We start from the raw sequence: 25,091 nt of genomic DNA, 5'->3' as shown, positions 1-25,091 counted from the left end.
ACACCTTCGCTTTTGCCTTTTTTATTGATTTACCGGGTCCCGGGTCCCGAGTCCCGAGTCCCGGCTCCACCACCACCCACCACAGGAACTTCCGCCATGCTCGAAATGCGCTCCGTCTCCAAGGTCTTCCGCACCGAACAGGTCGAGACGCATGCGTTGCGCTCGCTGGACCTGCATGTCCGCGAGGGCGAGTTCGTCGCCGTCACCGGACCGTCGGGCTCGGGCAAGACCACCTTCCTCAACATCGCCGGCTTGCTGGAAACCTTCACCAGCGGCCAGTACCTGCTCGATGGCCAGGACGTCAGCAACCTCAACGACGATGCGCGCTCGCGCATGCGCAACCAGAAGATCGGTTTCATCTTCCAGGGCTTCAACCTGATCCCCGATCTCAACCTGTTCGACAACGTCGACGTGCCGCTGCGCTACCGCGGCATGGGCGCGGCCGAGCGCAAGCAGCGCATCGAGGAGGCGCTGAGCCGGGTCGGGCTGGGTTCGCGCATGAAGCACTATCCGTCCGAACTGTCCGGCGGCCAGCAGCAGCGCGCGGCGATCGCCCGCGCCCTGGCCGGCAGCCCGCGCCTGCTGCTGGCGGACGAACCGACCGGCAACCTCGACTCGCAGATGGCGCGCGGGGTGATGGAGCTGCTGGAGGAGATCAACGCGCAGGGTTCGACCATCGTCATGGTCACCCACGATCCGGAACTGGCCGCGCGCGCGCAGCGCAACGTGCACATCGTCGACGGCCAGGCCACCGATCTGCAGCGCGAACCGGTGCTGGGGCACGGCGGCAACGACGCCGCAGCGGCGCGCTGACCCGAACGGCGACGGCGCGGAGACCGGCATGCTCGGCTACTACTTCCAGCAAGCGTGGCGCAGCCTGCGCCGCAGCCCGGTGCTCACCGCGCTGATGGTGCTGTCCATCGCCGTGGGCATCGGCGCGGCGATGACCACGCTGACGGTGATGCGGCTGCTGTCCGGCGATCCCTTGCCCGGACGCAGCCAGCAGATCTTCTTCGCGCAGCTCGATCCGCGCCCCGGCAACGGCGCCAACCAGAAGCCGTACGACAAGCTCGACTACCCCTCGGCCATGGACCTGTGGAAGAGCGGGCGCGCCGATCGCCAGGCCATGGTCGCCGAGAGCGAGATCAAGGTGCACGCGGCGGACAGCGCCACCCCGCCCTTCATGACCCAGTTGCTGATGACCCAGGCCGACTTCTTCCCGATGTTCCAGGTGCCGTTCGCCTACGGCAGCGGCTGGCGGGCGCGCGACGACCAGGACCGGGCACGGGTGGCGGTGATCTCGGCCGATCTCAACGCCAAGCTGTTCGGCGGCCGCAACAGCGTCGGCCGCAGCCTGCTGGTGCGCGGCACCGCGGTACGCATCGTCGGCGTGCTGGCGCCGTGGCGGCCGTCGCCGCTGTTCTACACACTGGCCGGCGGCAGCTTCGCCCATGGCGATACCGCCAGTTTCTATGGACGGCCGCAGGACGTGTTCATGCCGCTGTCCAGCAGCCTGGAGGTCAACGACGGCCATATCCAGCCGTGGACCTGCTTCAGCAAGCCCGAGGCCAACCTGGACCTGCGCAGCGCCCCGTGCGTGTGGCTGCAGTTGTGGGTGCAGCTGGACACGCCGGCGAAGGTCGCCGACTACCGCCGGCTGCTGGCCGACTACGCCGCGCAGCAGCACGCCGCCGGGCGTATCGGCCGCGCCGACACCGCGCGCCTGCTGTCGTTGCCGCAGTGGCTGGACCACAACCGCGTGGTGCCGGGCGACGTGCGCCTGCAGAGCTGGCTGGCGCTGGCGTTCCTGGGGCTGTGCCTGTTCAACAGCATCGGCCTGCTGCTGGCCAAGTTCCTGCGCCGCGGCGGCGAGATCGGCGTGCGCCGCGCGCTGGGCGCCTCGCGCCGCGCGATCTTCGCGCAGTGCCTGACCGAGGCTGGCGTGATCGGCCTGATCGGCGGCGCCGGCGGCTGGCTGCTGACCCTGCTGGGGTTGTGGAGCGTGCGCCAGCAGCCCACCGCCTACGCCGACCTGGCGCATCTGGATCCGACGACGTTCGCCGGCACCTTCGCCCTGGCGATCGCCTGCAGCCTCGCCGCCGGCCTGTTCCCCGCCCTGCGCGCCAGCGGTATCGCGCCGGCCATGCAACTCAAGAGTCTGTAACCGGGGCCCGCGACGATGCAGATCACTCCCATCCTGAGCGCGCTGTCGCGCCATCGCATTGCCGCCGCGCTGATCACGCTGGAAGTGGCGCTGGCCTGCGCGGTGCTGTGCAACGCCTTCTTCCTGATCGGCAACCGCCTGGAACTGGTGCACCTGCGCAGCGGCATCGACGAGGCCACGCTGGGGCTGGTGTCGCTGTCCGGCTGCGACGGCTGCAATGCAGCCGACGTCAACGCCCGCGCGCTGGATGCGGTGCGCCGCACGCCCGGCGTGCGTGCGGCCGGCGCCATCAACACCGTCCCGTTCGCGCCGCCGGTGTTCAACAACGGGCTGTGCCTGGACCAGGACTGCACCCAGGTCGGCGGCGTACCGCACTTCTACATGGTCAGCCCGGGCGCGGTCGCGGCACTGGCGCTGAAACCGGACAGCGGCCGCACGTTCGGCGACGCGGACTACCAGCCGCTGGACAACGGCATCCCGACCGCGGCAGGCGTGTGGATCACGCGGGCACTGGCCGCGCACCTGTGGCCGGGCCAGGATCCGCTGGGCAAGGAATTCTGGTCCGGCGGTCACTTCCGCGTGATCGGTACGCTGGAGCACCTGGCGCGCCCCGATCCTGGCCGCAGCGAGGACGGCGTCATCGGCAGCGACTGGTCGGTGGTGATCCCGGTGCGTGAGGCTGCGCAGTCCGGCACCTATGTGCTGCGCGCCGATCCGCGCGAACTGCCGCGGGTGTTGGCGCAGGCGCGCGCCGCGGTGGCACGGGCGGTGCCCGAGGCGGTGCTGGACAACGCCAACAGCAAGCCCCTGGACGCGCTGCGCCAGACGTATTTCCAGAGCGACCGCGCGATGACCGGGCTACTGGTCGCGATCATCGTCGCGATGCTGCTGGTGACCGCGCTGGGCATCGTCGGCCTGGCCAGTTTCTGGGTGCAGCAGCGCACCAAGCAGATCGGCATCCGCCGCGCGCTCGGCGCGACCCGTCGCGACATCCTGGGTTACTTCCAGACGGAGAACCTGCTGCTGGTCGGCGCCGGCGTGGCGCTTGGCATGTTGCTGGCCTACGGCGGCAACGTGCTGCTGATGCAGGTGTTCGAACTGGAACGGCTGCCGGCCAGCTATCTGCCGGTCGGCGCGCTGCTGCTGTGCGCGCTGGGCCAGCTCGCCGTGCTCGGCCCGGCCCTGCGCGCCGCCGCCGTCGCCCCCGCCATCGCCACCCGCAGCGCCTGACCCGGAACCCGCATGTTCGCTTACTACTTCCACCTGGCGCTGCGCAGCTTCGGCCGCAACCGCATCCTCACCGCGCTGATGGTGCTGGCCGTGGCGCTGGGCATCGGCGCATCGATGACCATGCTGACGGTGCTGCATACGCTGTCCGGCGATCCGCTGCCCGGACGCAGCGCCACGCTGTTCCATCCGCAACTGGATCCGCGTCCGCGCAACCTGCCCAGCGCCGACCCCGAGCCGCCGGACGAACTGACCTGGCAGGACGCGACCGCGCTGTATCGGGCGAAGGCGGCGCCGGCGCAGACCATGACCAGCGCGAACTGGTTGCCGGTGCGCCAGGCCGTGCCCAACAGCCCCCTGCGCATGCTCACCACCCGCGCCGCGACCGCCGACCTGTTCGGCATGTTCGGCATGCGCTTCCTCTACGGCAGCGGCTGGAGCCAGCGCGACGACAGCCAGCGCGCGCCGGTGGTGGTGCTGAGCCGCCAACTCAACGACGCGCTGTTCGGCGGCGCGGACAGCGTCGGCAAGACCCTGACCATCGCCACCCGCCCATTCCGCGTGATCGGGGTGATCGACGCCTGGGATGCGCAGCCGCGCTTCTACGATCTCAACTCCGGCGCGTACACGCTGCCAGAAGCGCTGTACATGCCGTTCGAGACCTGGCTGGACCTGCCGCAGGACTACGGCTACGGGCCGATGCAGTGCTGGGGCAAGGATGGCGAAGCCGGCCTGCACGATCCCAAGGCCGCGCAATGCACCTGGGTGCAGTACTGGGTGCGGCTGGACACGCCCGAGCAGGTGCGGCGTTACCGCGCAGCGCTGGACGCCTATAGCGCGCAGCAGCGCCAGCTCGGCCGCTTCGAACGCGCCCCCAACACCCGCCTGCGCAGCCTGGTCGACTGGCTGGACTACAAGCGGGTGGTGCCGGCCACGGTGCGCATGCAGACCTGGATCGCCTTCGGCGTGCTGCTGGTGTGCCTGCTCAATGCGGTCGGCCTGCTGGTCGCCAAGTTCATGCGCAAGGCCGGCGAGATCGGCGTGCGCCGCGCGCTTGGTGCCAGCCGCCGCGCGGTGTTCGCGCAATGCCTTGCCGAATCGGCGCTGATCGGCTGCCTGGGCGGACTGATCGGCATTCCACTGACCTGGATCGGTCTGTGGCTGGTGCGCCAGCAACCGGTGGCCTACGCGCAACAGGCGCATGCCGATCCCGCGATCCTGGGCATCGCCCTGGCCGTGGCCACGCTCTCGGCACTGGCCGCCGGCCTGTGGCCGGCCTGGCGCGCCTCGCGCATCGCCCCCGCCCTGCAGGTGAAATCGCTATGACCGCGCTGCCTCCCGTGCGCCCCATCCTGTCCGCGCTGGGCAGCCATCGCGCCGCGGTGGTGCTGATGGCGCTGCAGATCGCCCTGACCCTGGCGGTGCTGTGCAACCTGGTGTTCATCATCGCCCGCACCTACCAGCGCGTGCAGACCCCGACCGGGGTGATGGAACAGGACATCGGCCTGATCCAGAGCATCAGCGTGATCGGCGAGCCGGGCAGCGTCAGCAGCGTCGGCCGCAGCCTGGACATCCTGCAGGCGGTACCCGGCGTGGAAGCGGCGGCCTTCGGCACGCCGCCGCTGTGGGGCCCGACGCAGGCGCAACTGTTCCTGCAGCCGCAGGCCACGCAACCGGTTGCCCGTGCCCGCCTGTTCCTCGGCAGCCAGGGCCTGAACCGCACGTTGGGCATCCGCATCGTCGCCGGCCGCGACCTGCGCGACGCGGAGCTGACCGGTGCCTCGGACCTGTTCGGTGCGCCCCCGGAGATCGAGCGGCGCCTGCCGGCGCTGATCACGCCCTCGCTGGCCGCCAAACTGTTTCCCGGCGCTTCGCCGCTGGGGCGCACGCTCTACACCAGCACCTTCAACCAGCCGGTGCGCCTGGACATCGTCGGAGTGATGGCGCCGGTACGCGGTGAGATCACCGGTCACGACGACGATGCCGATGCGCTGCTGGCCGAGATCCGCATCGGCAGCGAAGGCTGGGGTGGCGGTTACGTGATCCGCAGCAAGCCGGGGCAACTGGCGCAGGCACTGCCACGCGCAGCGGCGGCGATGCAGCGCGCCAACCCCACCTATGTGCAGCAGCAGGTCGCCACCATGCAGGAGCTGCGGACCGAGTACTTCAAGAGCGACAGCGCGGTGGCGCGGATGCTGCTGGCGATCATCCTGATCCTGCTCACCGTGACCGCGCTGGGCATCGGCGGGCTGGCCAGCTTCTGGGTGCAGCAGCGCACCCGGCAGATCGGCATCCGCCGCGCGCTCGGCGCCACCCGCGGCGACATCCTGCGCTACTTCCAGGCCGAGAATCTGCTCATCGTCGGCGCCGGCGCGCTACTCGGCGCGGTGCTCGCCTACGTCATGAACCAGTGGCTGATGCAGCGTTTCGAACTGGAGCGCCTGTCCTCGCCCACCGTCCTGACCGGCATCGTCGCGGTGTGGCTGCTCGGCCAGTTCGCCGTGCTCGGCCCGGCCCTGCGCGCCGCCGCCGTCCCCCCTGCCACTGCCACCCGCAGCGCCTGATCCACGGAGCTCCCATGTTCGGTTACTACGTCCGCCTCGCCTTGCGCAGCTTCCGCCGCAACACCGTCCTCACCGCGCTGATGGTGCTGGCCATCGCTCTGGGCATCGGCGCCAGCATGACCACGCTGACCGTGTTCTACGTGCTCTCCGGCGACCCCATTCCGCAGAAGAGCGACCGCCTGTTCTACGTGCAGGTGGATGCGCAGCCCAAGTCCGGCTACCAGCCGGGCGAGGAACCGGATTCGCAGAACACCCGCTTCGATGCCGAGGCGCTGCTGCGCGAGAAGCGCGCCAAGCACCAGGCGCTGATGACCGGCGGCAGCGTCGCGATCGAACCGACCAAGAGCGGCTTGAAACCGTTCAAGTCGGAAGTGCGCTTCACCTCGGCGGACTTCTTCCCGATGTTCGACACGCCGTTCCTGTACGGCCACGGCTGGACCGGCACCGAAGACGAGCGCCATGACCGCGTGGTCGTCATCAGCAAGAAGCTCAACGAGAAACTGTTCGATGGCGCCGACAGCGTCGGCCGCGAATTGCGCATGGACCAGAACACCTTCCGCATCGTCGGCGTGCTCGACACCTGGGAGGTCAAGCCGCGCTTCTACGACGTCACCAACACCTACGGGTCGGACGAGCAGGCCTATCTGCCGTTCTCGGTGGCGATGGACCTGAAGATGGACCGCAACGGCAGCATGAACTGCTTCGGCGACAGCAACGGCGACCAGACCGCGCTCAACGCGCCCTGCACCTGGGTGCAATACTGGGTGGAACTGGAGAGCCCGGCGCAGGCCGCCGACTACAAGGCCTATCTGGAGAACTATTCCTCCCAGCAGCGCGCCGCCGGCCGCTTCCAGCGCCCCAACAACGTGCGCCTGCGCAACGTCATGCAGTGGCTGGACCACAACGAGGTGGTGCCCGGCGACGTGCGCCTGCAGCTGTGGCTGGCGATGGGCTTCCTGCTGGTGTGCCTGCTCAACACCGTCGGCCTGCTGCTGGCCAAGTTCCTGCGCCGCAGCGGCGAGATCGGCGTGCGCCGCGCGCTGGGCGCCTCGCGCGGCGCGATCTTCGCGCAATGCCTGGTGGAAGCCGGCGCCATCGGTCTGGCCGGCGGCGTGGCCGGCCTCGGATTGGCCACGCTCGGCCTGTGGGCGGTCCGCCAGCAGCCGGCCAGCTACGCCAAGCTGGCGCACCTGGATCCCAGCATGCTGGCGCTGACCTTCGCCATGGCGGTGGGGGCCAGCCTGCTCGCCGGTCTGTTGCCGTCGTGGCGCGCCATCCAGGTGGCGCCCGCCCTGCAGCTCAAGTCCTGATCCTGCGCGCCCTGCGCCTTCCACGCATTCTCACAAGGTCATCGCCATGGATATCCGCCCCATCCTGTCCACCCTGCGCCGGCACAAGACCGCCGCCGCGCTGATCGTGCTGGAGATCGCCCTGGCCTGCGCGATCGTCTGCAACGCGCTGTTCCTGATCGGCAACCGCATCGAGACCCTGCACCGGCCCAGCGGCATCGCCGAGTCGGAGCTGGTGACGATCTCGCTGGGCGGCATCGGCCAGCAGGTCAACGCCGCCGCGCGCACCCGCGAGGACCTGGCCGCGCTGCGTGCGCTGCCCGGCGTGCGCAGCGCCACGCTGCTCAACCAGGTGCCGTTCGTGCACTACTCCTGGAACACCAGCCTGTCGCTGACCCCGGACCAGGAACGACCCACCCTCAACGCGGCGCAGTACATGGCCGAAGAGGGCACGCTGAAGACCCTGGGCCTGCAGCTGGTGGCCGGACGCGATTTCGCGCCCGACGAATACATGGACATGGATGCGGCACAGACGGACCGCAGCATCAAGGAAAAGGGCACCGCCATCATCCTCAACCGGGCCACCGCGGAAAAGATGTTCCCGGGGCAGAACGCGCTGGGCAAGACCGTGTACACCGGGCCGGTGGCAGCCCGCGTGGTCGGCATCGTCGAGACCCTGGCGCGTCCGACCGCCGCCAGCGGCCTGGCCGAGATCGAGTACGCGATGCTGCTGCCGCTGCGCCTGACGTACCCCGACGGGCTGTACGTGCTGCGGGTCACCGATCCGGCGCGGCGCCAGGAAGTGCTGAACGCGGCGACGGCGGCCTTGATGAAGGTCGACAGCAGCCGCCTGGTGCTCAAGCAGCAGACCTACAGCGAGATCCGCGACGCCTACTTCCAGGGCGACCGCGCGATGGTGTGGCTACTCGGCGCGGTGTGCGTGGCGTTGCTGGTGGTCACCGCGCTGGGCATCGTCGGCCTGGCCAGCTTCTGGGTCCAGCAGCGCACCAAGCAGATCGGCATCCGCCGCGCGCTCGGCGCCACCCGCGGGCAGATCCTGCGCTACTTCCAGACCGAGAACTTCCTGCTGGCCAGCACCGGCATCGTGCTCGGCATGCTGCTGGCCTACGCCATCAACCAGTGGCTGATGGGCAAGTACGAGTTGCCGCGACTGCCGCTGTCCTACCTGCCGATCGGCGCGGTGGCGCTGTGGCTGCTCGGCCAGTTGGCGGTGTTCGCGCCGGCGCGCCGGGCTGCCGACGTGCCGCCGGCCGTCGCCACCCGCAGCACCTGACCCATCCCCTTGGCCGGCTCCGGCCGGCCTTTTTTATCGAGCGCGCCATGCCCAGCGACCATCGTCCCCTGCCGCCGTCCGGTCTGCCACGCCAGTCGCTTGCGCGGCCGCGTCCGTGCCCGGCCGGCCGGGTGGCGTCGGCACGGCGCGGCGCCTGAGCGACGCCGCCATGGCACTTGGCCCGATGCTCTCGACGCTGTCCCGGCACCGCACCGCGGCGACGCTGATCGTGCTCGAGATCGCGCTGGCCTGCGCGATCGTCTGCAACGCGCTGTTCCTGATCGGCAACCGCATCGCGGCCCTGCGCAGCGCCAGCGGCGTCGCCGAAGCGGAACTGGTGACGATCGCCCTCGGCGGCATCGGCCGGCAGGTCGACGCGGCGGCACGCACCCGCGAAGACCTCGCCGCGCTGCGCGCGCTGCCCGGCGTGCGCAGCGCCACCGTCATCAACCAGATCCCGTTCGGCGACGCGGCCTGGAACGTCGGCCTGAATCTGACCCCGGACCAGGAATGGCCCACGCTCAATGCCGCGCAATACAAGGCCGAGGACGCCACGCTGCGCACCCTGGGCCTACGCCTGGTCGCCGGGCGCGATTTCCACGCCGACGAGTACCTGGACCAGGACGCCCTGCGCAATGACGCGCGCCTGCGCAACGCTGGCGGTGCGGTCATCCTCAATCGTGCCGCGGCGGAGACGATGTTCCCCGGACAGAACGCGCTGGGCAGGACCGTCTACCGCGGCACCGTGCCGGCGCAGGTGGTCGGCATCGTCGACGCCCTGGCCCGTCCCAACCCGGACGTGGTCGGCCCGGCGCAGGCGCCGTACGCGCTGCTGATTCCGCTGCGCATGCCCTATACCGACGGGCTGTACGTGCTACGCGTGCGCGACCCGGCGCAACGCCAGGCCGTGCTCGCCGCGGCGACCGTGGCGCTGCTGCAGGTCGACCGCAGCCGGCTGGTGCTCGAGCAGCAGACCTACAGCGAGATCCGCGACGCCTACTTCCAGGGCGACCGCACCATGGTGTGGTTGCTCGGCGCGGTGTGCGTGGCGTTGCTGGTGGTCACCGCGCTGGGCATCGTCGGCCTGGCCAGTTTCTGGGTCCAGCAGCGCACCCGGCAGATCGGCATCCGCCGCGCGCTCGGCGCCACGCGCAGGCAGATCCTGCGCTACTTCCAGGCCGAGAATTTCCTGCTGACCAGCGCCGGCATCGCGCTGGGCATGCTGTTGGCGTACGCGATCAACCAGTGGCTGATGGGCCGCTACGAGTTGCCGCGGCTGCCGCTGTCCTACCTGCCGATCGGCGCGGCGACGCTGTGGCTGCTCGGCCAGTGCGCGGTGCTCGCGCCGGCGCGGCGCGCGGCAGCAGTGCCGCCGGCCGTGGCCACCCGCAGCCTCTGATCCCGTCTTTCCCCGCCCGCCACCGCCCCGTCCAGGACCCACGATGTTCGGCTACTACTGCAAACTGGCGCTGCACAGCTTCGGCCGCAACCGCCTGCTCACCGCGCTGATGGTGCTGGCGATGGCGGTGGGCATCGGTGCGTCGATGACCACGCTGACCGTGTTCCACGTGCTGGCGGCCGATCCGATTCCCGGCAAGAGCGCGCAACTGTTCAACGTCGAATTCAACGTCGAGCCAGACGATCATTACGATCCGAACGACACAGACCCGCAGCAACTGACCCGTCGCGATGCCGAAGCGCTGCTGCGCGACAGGCGCGGCGACCGCCAGGCGATGATGTCGGCCGGCAGCGTGACGGTGGTGCCGGCGCAGCCGCAACTGACGCCGTTCGGCGCCGAAGCGCGCTACACCAGCGCCGACTTCTTTCCGATGTTCGCGGTGCCGATGCGCTACGGCCACGCCTGGACCGCGGACGACGATGCGCGGCGCGCGCGCGTGGCGGTGATATCGCGGCGGCTCAACACGCAGCTGTTTGGCGACGTGAAGAGTGTCGGCCGCCAACTCCAGCTCGGTGACGCGGTACTGCGCGTGGTCGGGGTGATCGACGTCTGGGACATGAACCCGCGCTTCTACGACCTGACCAACAACGAGTACGGCGACAGCGAGGACGTGTTCGTGCCGTTCTCCACCGCACGCGACCTGGGCCTGGACGTCAGCGGCTCGATGTCCTGCTGGGGCGACAGCGGTGGCGACAAGACCAGCGAAAGCGCGTCCTGTGCCTGGATCCAGTACTGGGTGGAGCTGCGGAGCCCCGGCAAGCGCGCCGCCTACCTGGACGCGCTGCAGGCCTATGCGCAGCAGCAGCGCGACGCCGGCCGCTTCAGCCATCCGCCGGACATCCGCCTCAGCGACGTGATGACCTGGCTGGACCGCAACCACGCGGTCCCCTCCGACGTGCGCCTGCAGGTGTGGCTGGCGCTGGCGTTCCTGGGCATCTGCCTGCTCAACACCGCCGGGCTGATGCTGGCCAAGTTCCTGCGCCACAGCGGCGAGATCGGCGTGCGCCGCGCGCTGGGCGCCTCGCGCCGGGCGATCTTCGCCCAGCATCTGGTCGAGGTGGCGGCGATCGGCGTGGTCGGCGGCAGCGGCGGCCTGCTGCTGGCGTGGATCGGCACCTGGCTGGTGCGGCAGCAGCCGTCCACCTACGCCGCGCTGGCGCACCTGGATGGCCGCATGCTGCTGCTCGCGCTGGCGCTGAGCCTGGGCAGCGCGCTGCTCGCCGGCCTGCTGCCTGCCTGGCAGGCGATGCGCGTGCCCACCGCCCTGCAGCTCAAGTCGCAATGACGCGCCGCGCGCGCCCCTTTCCGCCAGGAACTTCCGCCGTGTCCCTCCATCCCATTCTCTCCAGTCTGCGCAAGCACCGCGTCGCCGCCTGCCTGATCGTGCTGGAGATCGCCTTCAGTTGCGCCGTGGTCTGCAACGCGCTGTTCCTGATCGATCAGCGGCTCGAGCGCATGCACCGGCCCAGCGGCGCCGCCGAACAGGAACTGGTGCAGTTGCGCAGCCGCAGCGTGGTCAGCGACGGCAACGGCGCCGCGCAGACCCGCGCCGACCTGGACGCACTGCGACGCATTCCCGGTGTGCGCGACGCCAGCATCATCAACCAGGCGCTGTTCGGCGATTCGCTCGGCTACAGCGGCGTGTCGCTCAGCCCGGACCAGGAACGCAGCACCCTGCATGCCGTGCAGTACTTCGGCGACGCACGGCTGCTCGACACCCTGGGGTTGCACCTGGTCGCAGGGCGCCGCTTCGTGGACGACGAGTTCATCGACTACGCGCAGTTGCGCGATCCGGTCGCCAAGCGCATCCCGCCCTCGGTCATCGTCAGCCAGTCGCTGGCGCAACGCCTGTTCCCCGGCCAGAACGCGGTGGGCCGCACCATCTACGTCTACGGCGAACACCGCATCGTCGGCGTGGTGCAGCGCCTGGTGCAACCCCGCGAAGGCGGAAGCACCGGCCACTACGAAGACACGATGCTGTTCCCGGTGAACGTTCCCTACGATCACGGCACCTACCTGCTGCGCGTAAGCGACCCGGCGCAGCGCGAGGCGGTATTGCGGCAAGCCAAGGCGACGCTGTCGCAACACGGTCCGCGGCGCATGGTGAACGGCGCCAAGACCTTGCAGCAGGCGCGCGCGGCCTATTACCGCGACGACCAGGCGATGGCCTGGCTGCTGGTCGGCGTGAGCGTGGCGCTGCTGCTGGTCACCGCCCTGGGCATCGTCGGCCTGACCAGTTTCTGGGTGCAGCAACGCACCAAGCAGATCGGCATCCGCCGCGCGCTCGGCGCCACCTGCAGGCAGATCCTGCGGCATTTCCAGCTGGAGAACTTCCTGCTGGCCAGCACCGGCATCGTGCTCGGCATGCTGCTGGCCTACGCCGCCAACCTGTACCTGATGAGCGCCTACGAGCTGCCGCGGCTACCGCTGTGGTACCTGCCGGTCGGCGCGGTGGTGCTGTGGCTGCTCGGCCAGCTGGCGGTGCTGCCGCCCGCGCGTCGCGCCGCCGCGGTGCCGCCGGCGGTGGCCACGCGCAGTGTCTGAGGCGCCGATGCGCGCAGGCACGACAAGCCGCGCGCGGGCTGCGATGATGCCACCTGTCCCATTTTTCTGCGCCGGCGCGCCCCGCCGCGCCCAAGGTGCACGATGCCCTGCCTGCTGATCATCGACGACAACCCCGCGGTCGCCACCGCCCTGGAAGTGCTGTTCTCCCTGCACGACATCGACACCGTCTACGCCGACAGCCCGCAGGCTGGCCTGCAGCGCCTGGGCGAAGGCGATATCGACCTGGTCCTGCAGGACATGAACTTCACCGCCGACACCACCTCCGGCGAGGAAGGCGTGGCCCTGTTCGAGGCGATCCGCACGCGCCATCCGGACCTGCCGGTGATCCTGCTGACCGCCTGGACCCAGCTCAGCAGCGCGGTGGAACTGGTCAAGGCCGGCGCCGCCGACTACCTGGCCAAGCCCTGGGACGACCGCAAGCTGCTGACCACAGTCAACAACCTGCTGGAACTGTCCGAGACGCGCCGCGAACTGGAGCGCCGCCGCGACGGCGAGCGCCGCCATCGCCAGCAACTGGCGCAGCGCTACGACCTGTGCGGCGCGGTGTTCGCCGACCCCGCCAGCGAGCGCGCCATCGCCCTGGCCTGCCAGGTCGCGCGCTCCGAGCTGCCGGTGCTGATCACCGGCCCCAACGGCAGCGGCAAGGAGAAGATCGCGCAGATCATCCAGGCCAACTCCTCGGTGCGGCGCGGCCCGTTCGTGGCGCTGAACTGCGGCGCGATCCCGGCCGAACTGATCGAGGCCGAACTGTTCGGTGCCGAGGCCGGCGCCTACACCGGCGCCAACAAGGTGCGCGAGGGCAAGTTCGAGGCCGCCGACGGCGGCACCCTGTTCCTGGACGAGATCGGCAACCTGTCGCTGGCCGGGCAGATGAAGCTGCTGCGGGTGCTGGAGACCGGCCGCTTCGAGCGGCTCGGCTCCAACCGCGAGCGCCAGGTCAAGGTGCGGGTGATCAGCGCCACCAATGCCGACCTCACCGGAATGATCCGCGACGGCAGCTTCCGCGAGGACCTGTACTACCGGCTCAACGCGGTGGAACTGTCCTTGCCGGCGCTGGCCGAGCGCCCCGGCGACATCGTGCCGCTGGCCGAGCACTTTCTGTCCGGCGACAAGCCGCTGTCGGCCGGCGCCTGCCAGGCGCTGCAGCGCCACGCCTGGCCCGGCAACGTGCGCGAACTGCGCAACGTGGTGCAGCGCGCCGAACTGCTGGCCAGCGGCGCGCAGATCGAGGCGGCCGACCTCAACCTGCCGAAACCGGCCGCGCCGCGCATGGCGGCCGCCGCCGAACCCGACCGCGAGCGCATCGTGGCCGAACTCGGCCGCGCCCACGGCGTCATCGCCCAGGCCGCCGCCGAACTGGGCATGAGCCGGCAGGCGCTGTACCGGCGCATGGACCGCTACGGCATCCCACGCGAATGAAACTGCGCCGCTCCTTCACCGTCATGCTGTTCCTGCGCCTGCTGCCGGTGCTGGCGCTGGCCGCGGCCTTGCCGTGGCTGCTGGCCTACTGGATGGACCGCGGCTGGGAAGTGGTGACGGCCTCGGCGCTGGCCCTGCTGCTGCTGATGTGGTGGACCCTGCGCCGCGCCACCGCGCCGATGCGCTCGCTGTTCCGCGCCCTGGCCGGCACCGTCAGCAGCTACCGCGATGGCGAATACAACTTCGGCGTGCACTGGCGCGGCGACGACGAACTGGGCGAGATGGTCGTCGCGCACGCGCACCTGGGCGAGATCCTGCGCGAGCAGCGCCAGGGCCTGGCACAACGCGAACTGATGCTCGACACCATGGTGCAGAACACCCCGGTGGCGATGCTGCTCACCTCCAAGGGCGGCGATGGCCTGCGCCGGGTGGTGTTCTCCAATCTGGCCGCGCGCAAGCTGCTGCACAGCGGCTGGAAGCTGGAAGGGCAGCGCCTGGACGACCTGCTGCTGGGCGTGCCGGCGCCGCTGCGCGAGGCGATCTCGCGCGGCGGCGACAGCCTGTTCGCCATCGAGGGCGGCGCGGAGGATCCGGACGAGGAGCAGATCTACCACCTGTCGCAGCGCCGCTTCCATCTCAACGGCCGCCCGCACGAACTGCTGCTGATCCGCCTGCTCACCGCCGAACTGCGCCGCCAGGAAGTGCATACCTGGAAGAAGGTGATCCGGGTCATCAGCCACGAACTCAACAACTCGCTGGCGCCGATCGCCTCGCTGGCGCACTCCGGCGCCGAGCTGGTGCGGCGGCAGAAGGTGGAGCGGCTGGAGGAGGTGTTCGGCACCATCGAGGAGCGCGCACGACACCTGGAAGGCTTCATCCGCGGCTACGCGCGCTTCGCCAAGCTGCCGCAGCCGCAGTTGCAGACCGTGCACTGGGCGCAGTTCCTGGCCGGGCTGCAGCAACACATTCCCTTCGCACTCGAACTGGAGTCGCCGGACCTGCACAGCCGGGTCGATCCGGCGCAACTGCAGCAGGCCCTGCTCAACCTGGTCAAGAACGCACACGAATCCCTGCCCGAGGGCCAGACGCCCGCCGACGGCGTGCGCGTGCGCGTGTCCACCCGCCCGGACTGGCTGCGTCTGGAAGTGCTGGACCGCGGCAGCGGCATGAACGAGGCGGTGCTGCACAACGCGCTGATGCCGTTCTATTCGACCAAGCGCAACGGCACCGGCCTGGGCCTTGCCCTGACCCGCGAGATCGTCGAAGCCCACGGCGGCCGCCTGTCGCTGCACAACCGCGACGAAGGCGGACTGTGCGTGACGGTACAGTTGCCGCAGGGGGAGCGGGGCTGATTGTTTTTGAGCCGGGATTGGGGATTGGGGATTGGGGATTGAGCGCCGGGACCCGGGACCCGGGACCCGGGACCCGAAGAGCATGAGCGCAGCTAGCCAAGCCCTGACCGCCGCACTACGTTCCGCTCAAGCAAAAGCGCTTCGGTTCAGCCGCGCGCACCCAAGACACGTCGGGCGCAGTGGCTCAATAGATCGCCATGTGGTCGATCACGGCGCGATCGACGTCGGCGCAGCCCTTGACCACGATCTCGACATTGGCCTTGCTGGTGAACGCAGCCAGGGCGAGCGAGTACAGTTCCTTGAAGTGCGGCGTCGCTTCGTCGCGGTAGACCTCATAGAACACACCGCCGCATTGCTGCGGAATGTCGCTATCGGCGACGACGAGAGTGAATCGATTGGATTCCGAATATAACTTGCTGACCTTTGCATGCACGCGATCAAACGCCGGTGCCTGAAAACTCAGCAGCGTTAACACTGACGCCACGACAAGTCGCTTCATGATCCCCCCCAGGATTGGACCGTCGCGGCACCATTGCCGCGCTTCCAGCTGTATACAGTATCAGCGCTGCCCCGGCAGCATCGACGACCCAGCCGCGAGGCTCAGCGCGATGGCAGCGGACAACGCATCGCCATCCGCAGGTGCATCGGGAAACCGAGCGCGGCTTCCTGTTGCCAGATCGCGCGCAGCTGTGGCCCCCATTGCGCAGGCGGCAACTCGACGAAGCCTTCGCTGGCGTAGAACGGCGCATTCCACGGCACGTCGCGCAAGGTGGTCAGCAGCGCGCATTGGAAACCAGCAGCTGCCGCGGCGGCGCACGCATGCCGCAGCAACGCACGGCCGTGGCCCCGGCGCCCGGCATCGGGAGCCACATCCATCTGTTGCAAATGGAAACCGTCGTCCAGGCGCCCGCCGAGCAGATAGCCCACGCACTGGTCCTCCTCGCCCAGCGCCACCCACAGCTGTCCGCACGCCAACCCGGCACGCAGCGCTTCCGCATCCAGTGCATGCCGCGCGAACACGGCCTGCGCTGCATGGCCCAGCAGCAGGGCGCCGGCGCGCCGCTCGATCTCCGGCAAACGCGCCAACTCCTGCTCGCGCGCCAGACGGATGCGCCCGGCCATGCCTCAGTCGCGCTTGCCCGGGCGTTTCCAGCCTTCGACGGTTTCCTGGCGTACTCGCGCCACGCTCAACTTGCCGGCTGGCGCGCTGCGGGTGATCACCGAGCCGGCGCCGATGGTGGCGCCGTCGCCGATCTCCAGCGGCGCCACCAGGGCGCTGTTGGAGCCGACGAACACACCATCGCCGATCACCGTCTGCGACTTGTTGACGCCGTCGTAGTTGCAGGTGATCACCCCGGCGCCGACGTTGACGCCGCTGCCGATGGTCGCATCGCCGAGGTAGGTCAGGTGATTGGCCTTGCTGCCGACGCCGAGCACCGCCTTCTTGGTTTCGACGAAATTGCCGATGTGCACGCCGTCGGCCAGCACCGTGCCCGGGCGCAGCCGTGCGAACGGGCCGATCTGCACCGCCCCCTCGGCGACCACGCCTTCCAGGTCGCAATGCGCACGCACCTCCGTGCCCGGCCCCAGCACCACGTCCTTCAGCCGCACGAACGGGCCGATGCTGACGCCGTCGCCCAGTTCCACCTCGCCTTCCAGGATCACGTTGGCGTCGATGCATACGTCGTGGCCGACACGCACGCGGCCGCGCTGGTCGAGGCGGTTCGGGTCGATCAGCTGCACGCCTTGCTCGCACAGCGCACGCGCCGCACGTAGCTGCCAGGCGCGTTCCAGTTGCGCCAGTTGCCACGGATCGTTGGCGCCCTCGGCCTCGATCGGATCGGCCACCAACACCATCTCCGCCGGGGTGAACTCGGCGGCCGCGGCGGCGAACACGTCGGTCAGGTAGTACTCGCGCTGCGCATTGTCATTGCGCAGCTGCGCCAGCCAGCGCTTGAGCGCGGTGGACTCGGCGGTGACGATCCCGGTGTTGATGGCGCGGATGCGCCGCTGCTCGTCGTCGGCATCCTTCTGCTCGACGATCGCCGCGACCTTGCCGGCGGCGTCGCGCACGATGCGGCCGTAGCCCGTGGGATCCTCCGGTTCGGCGACCAGCACCGCGACGCGGCCGGGCGCATGCAGCAGGCGGGTCAGGGTTTCGGCACGGATCAGCGGCACGTCGCCGTACAGCACCAGCACCGTGGCCGCGTCGGGCACGGCCGCCATCGCCTGTTGCACCGCGTGGCCGGTGCCCAGCTGTTGCGCCTGCTCGGCCCACAGCAGGTCCGACTGGTCGGCGAACGCCGCCAGCACCGCGTCACCGCCGTGGCCATGCACGATGTGGATCGCGTCCGGCTGCAATTGGCGCGCGGTCTCGATCACATGCGCGAGCATCGGCCGGCCAGCGATCGGCTGCAGTACCTTGGGCTTGACCGACTTCATCCGCTTGCCCGCGCCGGCGGCGAGGATCACGACGTGCAGGGGCAGGCTCATGGACGGTTCCGGTGCGGGTGGACGACGAATTCTAGTGGGTGCCGGCCGCATCTGCCGTCACGGCCGCAGCACGCGCGGCGGGCTGTACATCGACGCGGCAGGCGCTAGCATGCGCGATCGTCTTCTCCTGCGGATGTTCATGGGTCTCCTGCGCCAGGGCAGCCAGTTCCTGCTGATCGGCCTGCTGCAATTGCTGGTCGACTGGAGCGTGTTCGTCGCCGCCACCGCAGCCGGCATGCCCACGGTGCCGGGCAACGTGCTGGGCCGCGTCTGCGGCGCCCTGCTCGGCTTCTGGCTCAACGGCCGCATCACCTTCGCCAACGGCGACGCCGCGCGCCTGGGCTGGCGGCGCTTCGGCCGCTTCATGGCCATGTGGCTGGTGCTCACCGCGCTCAGCACCTGGCTGGTGGCGCTGTGCGCGCACGGGTTGGGCCTGCGCCTGGCCTGGCTGGCCAAGCCGCTGGTCGAAGGCATGCTGGCGGTGGTGTCGTTCTTCCTCGGACGACAGTTGGTGTATCGCTAGCGCTGGCATGCACGGCGGGCATAAGGACGGCATCGCTGCGCGCGATCGGCATCGATGGCTGTCGGGGCTGAAGCCCCTCCCACAAGAGCAAGCGAATGCCTGGAGCATCCCTGTGGGAGCGACTTCAGGGGACCTCGAATCACCACGGAGTCCCGTTGTAGGAGCGGTTTCAGCCGCGACAAGCTCTACCGGGAACGCCCGTCGCGGCTGAAGCCGCTCCTACGAGGATAACGACGTGTCCGGCTGCGCCGCGGCAACGCGCGTTACTAGCGATACCCTTCGATCGCGGCGATCGAAGCCCGAACGACGGGCCCGCATCAGGGGCGCTGATCGCCAGAGCGACCTCGCCTCCCTCCGACGCAGGCCATACGGCGCCGGCCCGCCACCAAAAACTCAGCGGCAGAAATCGCCCAGGCTGCGCACCAGCGCCGTGCGATGCAGTTGGTCCAGTTGCCAGCGCAGCGCATAGGCCTCGGCTGCGCGCGCGGTCGTGGCCGGGCAATCCGGGGCCTGGCGCACCGTGGCGCTGGCCTGCAGCGCATCCAGCATCTCGCCCTGCAGCTGGTCCAGGCGCGCGCGCAGCGCGGTCAGGTCCGGGCGCGGACTGTTGGGCGCGCGGCCGCGCAGGTGCCAGCGCGACAGCAGTTCGTACTGCACCAGCTTGTTGGATTCGATCTGCATGCCGAAGAAGCGCGCGGCATCGTCCGGATCCACGCCATGGGCCGGCGCCTGTTCGCGCACGCTCGCCAGCACCGCGGCCTCGCGCGTGGCATCCAGCACCGGCTTGCCGCTGTCCCATTTGCTCAACGCGACCTGGTCGCCGATCGCATTGCGCTCGACGATGCGATCCAGCAGGGGTTCCAGCGGGGTGGCGCTACGTGCGGGCAAGGCGCATCCCATCAGCATGGCGCCGGCCAGCACGGCGGTCAGCGCATGCACGCAAGGACGAGGAACGGAAGCGGACAGGGGCATCTCGGTTCTCCGGTAACCGTCTGCGGGTGGGGGATGGACCGCAGATCGGGCGGCCATCTTGCCGCAGTCCACGGACCGGACGATGACCGCACGCGCGTCTTGTCGCATGGAGACACCACCGAGTCAGCGACCAGCAAGCCAGCGCCGTGCGCTGTGTCGCATTCCGCGTCAATCACGGGCTGCGCCGCAGGAATGCGATCTTCGCGGCGATCCAATGCGCTGCGCGTCAGCAGCGTGCGGCAAGCCGGGTCGCAAGGTGATCCCCTACATGCCCGCGGAGCCAGCGTACGAAGGAGACCAACCGCTCTCCCAGAAACGACAACGCCGGCAAACGCCGGCGTTGTCGTCGCATGCGGCCATGAGGCAGCGTCGCGGTGAACTCAGTGTTTGAGGTTCTTGCGCAGGCGCTCCAGCGCCTGCAGCTGTGCGGTGACCTCGGCCAGCTTGGCCTGCGCTTCGGCCACGTCCATGCCTTCGCCGCGGTTGGCGAGCAGGCGCTCGGCTTCTTCCTTGGCCTTGCGCACCGACGCCTCGTCGATGTCCTGCGCGCGGATCGCGGTGTCGGCCAGGATCGTCACCACCTGCGGCTGCACCTCGAGGATGCCGCCGGAAATGGCGAAGTCCAGCTGCTCGCCGCTCGGGGTGGTCACCACCACCTTGCCGGGCTTAAGCCGGGTGATCAACGGCGCGTGCTTGGGCGCGATGCCCAGCTCGCCCAACTCGCCGGTCGCGACCACCAGGGTGGCGTCGCCGTGGTAGATCTCATGCTCGGCGCTGACGATGTCGCAACGGATGGTGCTCATGGTTACCTCGCTGGCGCGAGGCGGGAGTGGGGAGTCGGGATTGGGGATTGGCCAAAGCGGCCGCGCCGCTTCGTCTTCACTCCCACTCCCTTGTCCTCGATGCCGCCTTGCGAATCCCTAATCCCGAATGCCGAATCCCGGCGCTTACGCCTTCTCGGCCATCTTCTTGGCCTTCTCGACCGCTTCCTCGATGCCGCCGACCATGTAGAAGGCCTGCTCCGGCAGGTGGTCGTACTCGCCGTCGACGATGGCCTTGAAGCCGCGGATGGTGTCCTTCAGCGACACGTACTTGCCCGGCGAACCGGTGAACACTTCGGCCACGTGGAACGGCTGGCTGAAGAAGCGCTCGATCTTGCGCGCGCGCGACACGGCCTGCTTGTCCTCTTCGGACAGTTCATCCATGCCCAGGATCGCGATGATGTCCTTCAGTTCCTTGTACTTCTGCAAGGTGGACTGCACGCGGCGGGCGGTGTCGTAGTGCTCGTGGCCGATCACGTTCGGGTCCAGCTGGCGGCTGGTCGAGTCGAGCGGATCCACCGCCGGGTAGATACCCAGCGAGGCGATGTTGCGCGACAGCACGACGGTGGCGTCGAGGTGGGCGAAGGTGGTCGCCGGCGACGGGTCGGTCAGGTCGTCCGCGGGCACGTACACGGCCTGGATCGAGGTGATCGAGCCGGACTTGGTCGAGGTGATGCGCTCCTGCAGCACGCCCATTTCCTCGGCCAGGGTCGGCTGGTAGCCCACCGCCGACGGCATGCGGCCCAGCAGCGCCGACACTTCGGTACCGGCCAGGGTGTAGCGGTAGATATTGTCGACGAACAGCAGCACGTCCTTGCCCTTGCCCGAGGCGTCCTTCTCGTCGCGGAAGTACTCGGCCATGGTCAGGCCGGTCAGCGCGACGCGCAGACGGTTGCCCGGCGGCTCGTTCATCTGGCCGTACACCATCGCCACCTTGTCCAGGACGTTGGAGTCCTTCATCTCGTGGTAGAAGTCGTTGCCCTCGCGGGTACGCTCGCCCACGCCGGCGAACACGGACAGACCCGAGTGCGCCTTGGCGATGTTGTTGATCAGTTCCATCATGTTGACGGTCTTGCCGACGCCAGCGCCGCCGAACAGGCCGACCTTGCCGCCCTTGGCGAACGGGCACATCAGGTCGATGACCTTGATGCCGGTTTCCAGCAGCTCGGTGGCCGAGGACTGGTCTTCGTAGGTCGGTGCCGCGCGGTGGATTTCCCAGTGGTCGCTGGCCTGCACGTCGCCGGCTTCGTCGATCGGACGGCCCAGCACGTCCATGATGCGGCCCAGCGTGCCGGCGCCGACCGGCACCGAGATCGCGCGGCCGGTGTTGGTGGCGACCAGGTTGCGCTTGAGGCCGTCGGTGGAACCGAGGGCGATGGTGCGCACGATGCCGTCGCCCAGCTGCTGCTGCACTTCCAGCGTGATGGCGGTGTTCTCGACCTTCAGTGCGTCGTAAATCTTCGGCACATCGGCACGCGCGAATTCGACGTCGACGACCGCGCCGATGATCTGAACGATCTTGCCCTGACTCATTTTGCTGCTCCGGTTAGCTTTAGTTCTGTCCGGATGGCCTGCGCCATCCCATGGATTTCGTGATTGGGGATTCGCGATTCGGGGGTGGTAAAAGCGCGCTGCGCTGCTCTGCCAATCCCGACTCTCCAATCCCGAATCCCGGCACTACACGGCCGCTGCGCCGCCGACGATTTCGGAAATTTCCTGGGTGATCGCGGCCTGACGCGCCTTGTTGTAGACCAACTGCAAGGTGCTGATCAGCTTGCTGGCGTTGTCGCTGGCCGCCTTCATCGCGACCATGCGCGCCGCATGCTCGGACGCCACGTTCTCCAGCACCGCCTGGTACACCAGCGACTCGATGTAGCGCGTCATCACGTGCTCGAGCACGGTCGCGGCATCGGGCTCGTACAGGTAGTCCCAGTCGTGGTGCGCGACCTGGCTCTCGGCCGCCGGCAGCGGCAGCAGCTGGTCGAAGCTGGCCTTCTGCGTCATCGTGTTGACGAAGCGGTTGTAGACCAGATAGACGCGGTCCAGCTTGCCTTCGGTGAACGCGTCCAGCATCACCTTGATCACGCCGATCAGCTGCTCCACGCGCGGCAGGTCGCCCAGGTGGCTGACGCTGCCCACCATGTCCACCTTGAGCCGGCGGAAGAACACCGAGGCCTTCTGGCCGATGGTGACCACGTCCACGCCCGCGCCCTGGTCTTGCCACTGGCGCACTTCGCCCAGCATCTTGCGGAACAGGTTGTTGTTCAGGCCGCCGGCCAGCCCGCGATCGGAGGAGATCACGATGTAGCCGACGCGCTTGACCGACTCGCGCTGCACCAGGAACGGATGCGTGTAGTCGGTGCTGGCCTGCGCCAGATGCCCGATTACCTGCTTCATCGCCTGCGCGTACGGACGCGAGGTCTTCATCCGATCCTGCGCCTTGCGGATCTTGGAGGCCGAGACCATCTCGAGCGCGCGCGTCACCTTGCGGGTGTTCTGCACGCTCTTGATCTTGGATTTGATTTCGCGTCCGCCTGCCATTACTCGCTCGCTCCGCTCGTGGGATTCGGGATTGGGGAGTGGGGATTCGCTAAAGCCCCCAAACCCACCTCACCTACCACCCATTACCTGAATCTGGAGATCCGGAACGGTGATCGGGGATCGGCAGATCCCCTGTACCACCGCTCTTGCGAATCCCGAATGCCCAATCCCGAATCCCGGCGCCTTACCAGCTACCCGTGGTCTTGAACTCGCCGATGCCCTTCTTGAACGCCGCCTCGATGTCGCCGTTCCAGTCGCCGGTGTCGTTGACCTTGGCGATCAGCTCGCCCTGGGTATTGGCGAAGTGGGCGTGCAGGCCCTCTTCGAACGCCAGCAGCTTGTTGACCGGCACGTCGTCGAGGTAGCCCTCGTTGACGGCGTAGATCGACAGCGCCTGGTTGGCGATGGACATCGGCAGGTACTGCTTCTGCTTCATCAGCTCGGTGACGCGCTGGCCGCGCTCGAGCTGCTTGCGGGTGGCTTCGTCCAGGTCCGAGGCGAACTGCGCGAACGCCGCCAGCTCGCGGTACTGCGCCAGCGAGATGCGGATGCCGCCGGAGAGCTTCTTGATGATCTTGGTCTGCGCAGCACCGCCGACGCGCGACACCGAGATGCCGGCGTTCACCGCCGGGCGGATGCCGGCGTTAAACAGGTCGGTTTCCAGGAAGATTTGGCCGTCGGTGATCGAGATCACGTTGGTCGGCACGAACGCGGACACGTCGCCGGCCTGGGTCTCGATGATCGGCAGCGCGGTCAGCGAACCGGTCTTGCCCTTGACCTCGCCCTTGGTGAACTGCTCCACGTAGTCCTCGGACACGCGCGCGGCGCGCTCCAGCAGGCGGCTGTGCAGGTAGAACACGTCGCCCGGGTAGGCTTCGCGGCCCGGCGGGCGCTTCAGCAGCAGCGAGATCTGGCGGTAGGCCACGGCCTGCTTGGACAGATCGTCGTACACGATCAGCGCGTCTTCGCCGCGGTCCATGAAGTACTCGCCCATGGTGCAGCCGGCGTAGGCGCTGATGTACTGCATCGCCGCCGATTCGGAAGCGGTCGCGGCGACCACGATGGTATGCGCCAGCGCGCCGTTCTCTTCCAGCTTGCGCACGATGTTGGCGACGGTCGAGGCCTTCTGCCCGATTGCCACGTACACGCACTTGATGCCGGTGTTCTTCTGGTTGATCACCGCGTCGATGGCCAGCGCGGTCTTGCCGGTCTGGCGGTCGCCGATGACCAGCTCGCGCTGGCCGCGGCCGATCGGGATCATCGCGTCGACCGACTTGTAGCCGGTCTGCACCGGCTGGTCGACCGACTTGCGCCAGATCACGCCCGGCGCCACGCGCTCCACCGGCGCGGTCTGGCTGGTGCCCAGCGGGCCCTTGCCGTCGATCGGCTCGCCCAGCGCGTTGACCACGCGGCCCAGCAGTTCCTTGCCGACCGGCACTTCCAGGATGCGGCCGGTGGTCTTGGCCACGTCGCCTTCGCGCAGGTTCTCGTAGTCGCCGAGCACCACGGCGCCGACCGAGTCGCGCTCCAGGTTCAGCGCCAGGGCGTAGGTGTCGTTCGGCAGTTCGATCATTTCGCCCTGCATCACGTCGGCCAGGCCGAAGATGCGCACGATGCCGTCGGACACGCTGGTGACCGTACCTTCGTTGCGCGACTCCGCGGCCAGCTTGACCTGCTCGATGCGGTTCTTGATCAGTTCGCTGATTTCGGAGGGGTTGAGCGTGGTTGCCATCTTGGTTTCCTTCGGATCGTCCATCGCGCAGCGGCGGATGGCGACGTGTGGTTAGCTTCTTTGAGAATCGGGAATGGGGAATCGGGAATCGCGGGTGGCGTCGCCGCCGGGCCGGGTTCTCTCCTCTCTATTCGCCATTCCCGTTTCTTAGTGGGCCAGTGCGGATTGCAGACGCGACAGCTTGCCTTTCAACGAACCGTCGATGACCACGTCGCCGGCGTCGATCACCGCGCCGCCGATCAGCGAAGCGTCCACCGCCGTGGTGATCTCGACCTCGCGGCCGAAGCGCTGCTTCAGCGCCACCTTCAGCGAAGCCACCTCGGCATCGCTCAGCGCCGTCGCGGAGGTCACGTTGGCCTGCACCACGCGCTCGGCCTCGGCCCGCAGCTGGTCGTACAGCCCGGCGATCTCCGGCAGCAGCGGCAGCCGCTGGCCTTCGGCCAGCAGGCTCAGGAAGCGCTGGTACTGCTCGTCGGCCGCTTCCGGCGCCAACAGCGACACCGCCTGCTCCCGCTGCAGCAGCGGGTTGTGCAGCAGCGCGGCCACGCGCGGGTCGGCCGCGACCTGGGCGGAGAACGTCAGCGCCTGCGACCAGGGCGCGAGCTTGCCGGCATCGCTGGCCGCGGCGAACGCGGCGCGAGCGTAGGGACGCGCCAGTGTGAGGGCCTGGCTCATC

The 25,091-nt window shown here is 68.9% G+C and carries 22 protein-coding genes; 13 read left to right on the top strand and 9 right to left on the bottom strand.

Annotated features, from left to right (window positions below; translation table 11 throughout):
• Window positions 1–96 precede the first annotated feature (96 nt).
• From GGR71_RS09225 to GGR71_RS09170, 12 genes are all read left to right on the top strand, one after another.
• Window positions 97–813: an ABC transporter ATP-binding protein gene (locus GGR71_RS09225; RefSeq protein ID WP_048492222.1), complete on the top strand. Its 717-nt coding sequence runs from the start codon at window positions 97–99 to the stop codon at window positions 811–813.
• Window positions 814–841: 28 nt separating this feature from the next.
• Window positions 842–2,164, top strand: a complete 1,323-nt coding sequence (locus GGR71_RS09220; RefSeq protein WP_160962336.1) for an ABC transporter permease — start codon at window positions 842–844, stop codon at window positions 2,162–2,164.
• Window positions 2,165–2,179: 15 nt separating this feature from the next.
• The gene (locus GGR71_RS09215; RefSeq protein ID WP_160962338.1) at window positions 2,180–3,394 is read left to right on the top strand and encodes an ABC transporter permease; all 1,215 of its coding nucleotides are present in this window, start codon (window positions 2,180–2,182) and stop codon (window positions 3,392–3,394) included.
• Between the two features lie 12 nt (window positions 3,395–3,406).
• Window positions 3,407–4,717: an ABC transporter permease gene (locus tag GGR71_RS09210; protein WP_160962340.1), complete on the top strand. Its 1,311-nt coding sequence runs from the start codon at window positions 3,407–3,409 to the stop codon at window positions 4,715–4,717.
• Window positions 4,714–5,955, top strand: a complete 1,242-nt coding sequence (locus GGR71_RS09205) for an ABC transporter permease (RefSeq protein ID WP_160962342.1) — start codon at window positions 4,714–4,716, stop codon at window positions 5,953–5,955. The genes GGR71_RS09210 and GGR71_RS09205 overlap by 4 nt, the downstream gene beginning before the upstream one ends.
• 14 nt (window positions 5,956–5,969) lie before the next feature.
• Window positions 5,970–7,265, top strand: coding sequence for an ABC transporter permease (locus GGR71_RS09200; protein ID WP_160962344.1), 1,296 nt, complete (start codon window positions 5,970–5,972; stop codon window positions 7,263–7,265).
• Between the two features lie 46 nt (window positions 7,266–7,311).
• Entirely contained in the window at window positions 7,312–8,538 is a 1,227-nt protein-coding gene (locus GGR71_RS09195) for an ABC transporter permease (RefSeq protein ID WP_048492216.1), read from the top strand.
• A gap of 169 nt (window positions 8,539–8,707) precedes the next feature.
• Window positions 8,708–9,937, top strand: a complete 1,230-nt coding sequence (locus GGR71_RS09190; protein WP_160962346.1) for an ABC transporter permease — start codon at window positions 8,708–8,710, stop codon at window positions 9,935–9,937.
• Window positions 9,938–9,980: 43 nt separating this feature from the next.
• On the top strand, window positions 9,981–11,282 hold the full coding sequence (locus tag GGR71_RS09185) for an ABC transporter permease (RefSeq protein WP_160962348.1): 1,302 nt from the start codon (window positions 9,981–9,983) through the stop codon (window positions 11,280–11,282).
• Between the two features lie 38 nt (window positions 11,283–11,320).
• Window positions 11,321–12,541, top strand: a complete 1,221-nt coding sequence (locus GGR71_RS09180) for an FtsX-like permease family protein (protein ID WP_160962350.1) — start codon at window positions 11,321–11,323, stop codon at window positions 12,539–12,541.
• Window positions 12,542–12,643: 102 nt separating this feature from the next.
• The gene (locus GGR71_RS09175; RefSeq protein WP_160962352.1) at window positions 12,644–13,981 is read left to right on the top strand and encodes a sigma-54-dependent transcriptional regulator; all 1,338 of its coding nucleotides are present in this window, start codon (window positions 12,644–12,646) and stop codon (window positions 13,979–13,981) included.
• Window positions 13,978–15,333 (top strand): sensor histidine kinase, encoded by a 1,356-nt coding sequence (locus tag GGR71_RS09170; protein ID WP_160962354.1) that lies wholly within the window; start codon window positions 13,978–13,980, stop codon window positions 15,331–15,333. Before GGR71_RS09175 ends, GGR71_RS09170 begins: the two co-directional genes overlap by 4 nt.
• Window positions 15,334–15,517: 184 nt before the next feature.
• On the opposite strand, the gene GGR71_RS09165 is transcribed toward GGR71_RS09170, so the two are convergent.
• The 3 genes from GGR71_RS09165 to glmU form a co-directional block, all read right to left on the bottom strand.
• Window positions 15,518–15,832, bottom strand: coding sequence for a hypothetical protein (locus GGR71_RS09165; protein WP_202405133.1), 315 nt, complete (start codon window positions 15,830–15,832; stop codon window positions 15,518–15,520).
• A gap of 101 nt (window positions 15,833–15,933) precedes the next feature.
• Window positions 15,934–16,455, bottom strand: coding sequence for a GNAT family N-acetyltransferase (locus GGR71_RS09160; RefSeq protein ID WP_160962356.1), 522 nt, complete (start codon window positions 16,453–16,455; stop codon window positions 15,934–15,936).
• A gap of 3 nt (window positions 16,456–16,458) precedes the next feature.
• Complete coding sequence (glmU, locus tag GGR71_RS09155) at window positions 16,459–17,826, bottom strand: bifunctional UDP-N-acetylglucosamine diphosphorylase/glucosamine-1-phosphate N-acetyltransferase GlmU (RefSeq protein WP_160962358.1); 1,368 nt, start codon at window positions 17,824–17,826, stop codon at window positions 16,459–16,461.
• Window positions 17,827–17,965: 139 nt separating this feature from the next.
• On the opposite strand from glmU, the gene GGR71_RS09150 reads away from it, so the two are divergent.
• Entirely contained in the window at window positions 17,966–18,349 is a 384-nt protein-coding gene (locus tag GGR71_RS09150) for a GtrA family protein (protein ID WP_010343789.1), read from the top strand.
• A gap of 393 nt (window positions 18,350–18,742) precedes the next feature.
• Here GGR71_RS09150 and GGR71_RS09145 read toward each other — a convergent pair whose 3' ends face one another.
• The 6 genes from GGR71_RS09145 to GGR71_RS09120 form a co-directional block, all read right to left on the bottom strand.
• Window positions 18,743–19,321 (bottom strand): chorismate mutase, encoded by a 579-nt coding sequence (locus GGR71_RS09145; RefSeq protein ID WP_160962360.1) that lies wholly within the window; start codon window positions 19,319–19,321, stop codon window positions 18,743–18,745.
• 380 nt (window positions 19,322–19,701) lie between these two features.
• Window positions 19,702–20,124 carry a F0F1 ATP synthase subunit epsilon gene (locus GGR71_RS09140; protein ID WP_019796279.1) on the bottom strand — a complete coding sequence of 141 codons (423 nt, stop codon included), beginning with the start codon at window positions 20,122–20,124 and terminating at the stop codon, window positions 19,702–19,704.
• 144 nt (window positions 20,125–20,268) lie between these two features.
• Entirely contained in the window at window positions 20,269–21,675 is a 1,407-nt protein-coding gene (atpD, locus tag GGR71_RS09135) for a F0F1 ATP synthase subunit beta (RefSeq protein WP_048492350.1), read from the bottom strand.
• 144 nt (window positions 21,676–21,819) lie between these two features.
• Window positions 21,820–22,683, bottom strand: coding sequence for a F0F1 ATP synthase subunit gamma (atpG, locus tag GGR71_RS09130; RefSeq protein WP_048492349.1), 864 nt, complete (start codon window positions 22,681–22,683; stop codon window positions 21,820–21,822).
• Between the two features lie 184 nt (window positions 22,684–22,867).
• Window positions 22,868–24,415 carry a F0F1 ATP synthase subunit alpha gene (gene atpA, locus GGR71_RS09125; protein ID WP_048492354.1) on the bottom strand — a complete coding sequence of 516 codons (1,548 nt, stop codon included), beginning with the start codon at window positions 24,413–24,415 and terminating at the stop codon, window positions 22,868–22,870.
• Window positions 24,416–24,562: 147 nt separating this feature from the next.
• Window positions 24,563–25,090: a F0F1 ATP synthase subunit delta gene (locus GGR71_RS09120; protein ID WP_048492348.1), complete on the bottom strand. Its 528-nt coding sequence runs from the start codon at window positions 25,088–25,090 to the stop codon at window positions 24,563–24,565.
• Window position 25,091 lies beyond the last annotated feature (1 nt).

The organism is Xanthomonas sp. F1 (assembly GCF_014199855.1).
Note: the sequence above shows the minus strand (reverse complement) of the source record. Positions and strands in the feature narration are given on the sequence as shown.